The organism is Klebsiella sp. HMSC16C06, from assembly GCF_001808325.1.
GTDB classification, from domain to species: domain Bacteria; phylum Pseudomonadota; class Gammaproteobacteria; order Enterobacterales; family Enterobacteriaceae; genus Klebsiella; species Klebsiella variicola.
In genome coordinates, this window is the sequence record NZ_KV793025.1 from 1 (window position 1) to 2,784 (window position 2,784).

Below are 2,784 nucleotides of genomic sequence, written 5' to 3' on the forward strand. Positions count from 1 at the left end.
GCACTATCGTTAACTGAATACATAGGTTAACGAGGCGAACCGGGGGAACTGAAACATCTAAGTACCCCGAGGAAAAGAAATCAACCGAGATTCCCCCAGTAGCGGCGAGCGAACGGGGAGCAGCCCAGAGTCTGAATCAGCTTGTGTGTTAGTGGAACGGTCTGGAAAGTCCGACGGTACAGGGTGATAGTCCCGTACACCAAAATGCACAGGTTGTGAACTCGAAGAGTAGGGCGGGACACGTGGTATCCTGTCTGAATATGGGGGGACCATCCTCCAAGGCTAAATACTCCTGACTGACCGATAGTGAACCAGTACCGTGAGGGAAAGGCGAAAAGAACCCCGGCGAGGGGAGTGAAAAAGAACCTGAAACCGTGTACGTACAAGCAGTGGGAGCACCTTCGGGTGTGACTGCGTACCTTTTGTATAATGGGTCAGCGACTTATATTCTGTAGCAAGGTTAACCGTATAGGGGAGCCGCAGGGAAACCGAGTCTTAACTGGGCGTTAAGTTGCAGGGTATAGACCCGAAACCCGGTGATCTAGCCATGGGCAGGTTGAAGGTTGGGTAACACTAACTGGAGGACCGAACCGACTAATGTTGAAAAATTAGCGGATGACTTGTGGCTGGGGGTGAAAGGCCAATCAAACCGGGAGATAGCTGGTTCTCCCCGAAAGCTATTTAGGTAGCGCCTCGTGAACTCATCTTCGGGGGTAGAGCACTGTTTCGGCTAGGGGGTCATCCCGACTTACCAACCCGATGCAAACTACGAATACCGAAGAATGTTATCACGGGAGACACACGGCGGGTGCTAACGTCCGTCGTGAAGAGGGAAACAACCCAGACCGCCAGCTAAGGTCCCAAAGTCATGGTTAAGTGGGAAACGATGTGGGAAGGCACAGACAGCCAGGATGTTGGCTTAGAAGCAGCCATCATTTAAAGAAAGCGTAATAGCTCACTGGTCGAGTCGGCCTGCGCGGAAGATGTAACGGGGCTAAACCATGCACCGAAGCTGCGGCAGCGACACTATGTGTTGTTGGGTAGGGGAGCGTTCTGTAAGCCTGCGAAGGTGGCCTGTGAGGGCTGCTGGAGGTATCAGAAGTGCGAATGCTGACATAAGTAACGATAAAGCGGGTGAAAAGCCCGCTCGCCGGAAGACCAAGGGTTCCTGTCCAACGTTAATCGGGGCAGGGTGAGTCGACCCCTAAGGCGAGGCCGAAAGGCGTAGTCGATGGGAAACAGGTTAATATTCCTGTACTTGGTGTTACTGCGAAGGGGGGACGGAGAAGGCTATGTTAGCCGGGCGACGGTTGTCCCGGTTTAAGCATGTAGGCGGAGGTTCCAGGTAAATCCGGTACCTTTTAACGCTGAGGTGTGATGACGAGGCACTACGGTGCTGAAGTAACAAATGCCCTGCTTCCAGGAAAAGCCTCTAAGCATCAGGTAACATTAAATCGTACCCCAAACCGACACAGGTGGTCAGGTAGAGAATACCAAGGCGCTTGAGAGAACTCGGGTGAAGGAACTAGGCAAAATGGTGCCGTAACTTCGGGAGAAGGCACGCTGGTGTGTAGGTGAAGTCCCTGCGGATGGAGCTGAGACCAGTCGAAGATACCAGCTGGCTGCAACTGTTTATTAAAAACACAGCACTGTGCAAACACGAAAGTGGACGTATACGGTGTGACGCCTGCCCGGTGCCGGAAGGTTAATTGATGGGGTTATCCGTAAGGAGAAGCTCTTGATCGAAGCCCCGGTAAACGGCGGCCGTAACTATAACGGTCCTAAGGTAGCGAAATTCCTTGTCGGGTAAGTTCCGACCTGCACGAATGGCGTAATGATGGCCAGGCTGTCTCCACCCGAGACTCAGTGAAATTGAACTCGCTGTGAAGATGCAGTGTACCCGCGGCAAGACGGAAAGACCCCGTGAACCTTTACTATAGCTTGACACTGAACATTGAGCCTTGATGTGTAGGATAGGTGGGAGGCTTTGAAGCGTGGACGCCAGTCTGCGTGGAGCCAACCTTGAAATACCACCCTTTAATGTTTGATGTTCTAACGTAGGCCCCTTATCGGGGTTGCGGACAGTGTCTGGTGGGTAGTTTGACTGGGGCGGTCTCCTCCCAAAGAGTAACGGAGGAGCACGAAGGTTAGCTAATCCTGGTCGGACATCAGGAGGTTAGTGCAATGGCATAAGCTAGCTTGACTGCGAGCGTGACGGCGCGAGCAGGTGCGAAAGCAGGTCATAGTGATCCGGTGGTTCTGAATGGAAGGGCCATCGCTCAACGGATAAAAGGTACTCCGGGGATAACAGGCTGATACCGCCCAAGAGTTCATATCGACGGCGGTGTTTGGCACCTCGATGTCGGCTCATCACATCCTGGGGCTGAAGTAGGTCCCAAGGGTATGGCTGTTCGCCATTTAAAGTGGTACGCGAGCTGGGTTTAGAACGTCGTGAGACAGTTCGGTCCCTATCTGCCGTGGGCGCTGGAGAATTGAGGGGGGCTGCTCCTAGTACGAGAGGACCGGAGTGGACGCATCACTGGTGTTCGGGTTGTCATGCCAATGGCACTGCCCGGTAGCTAAATGCGGAAGAGATAAGTGCTGAAAGCATCTAAGCACGAAACTTGCCCCGAGATGAGTTCTCCCTGAGACTATAAGTCTCCTGAAGGAACGTTGAAGACGACGACGTTGATAGGCCGGGTGTGTAAGCGCAGCGATGCGTTGAGCTAACCGGTACTAATGAACCGTGAGGCTTAACCTTACAACGCCGAAGCTGTTTTGGCG

At 53.2% G+C, this 2,784-nt stretch carries 1 rRNA gene; it reads left to right on the top strand.

From position 1 onward, the window contains the following. Nucleotides 1-2,761: ribosomal RNA gene (locus HMPREF3142_RS25950) — 23S ribosomal RNA — on the top strand; the annotation flags it as partial. Nucleotides 2,762-2,784 lie beyond the last annotated feature (23 nt).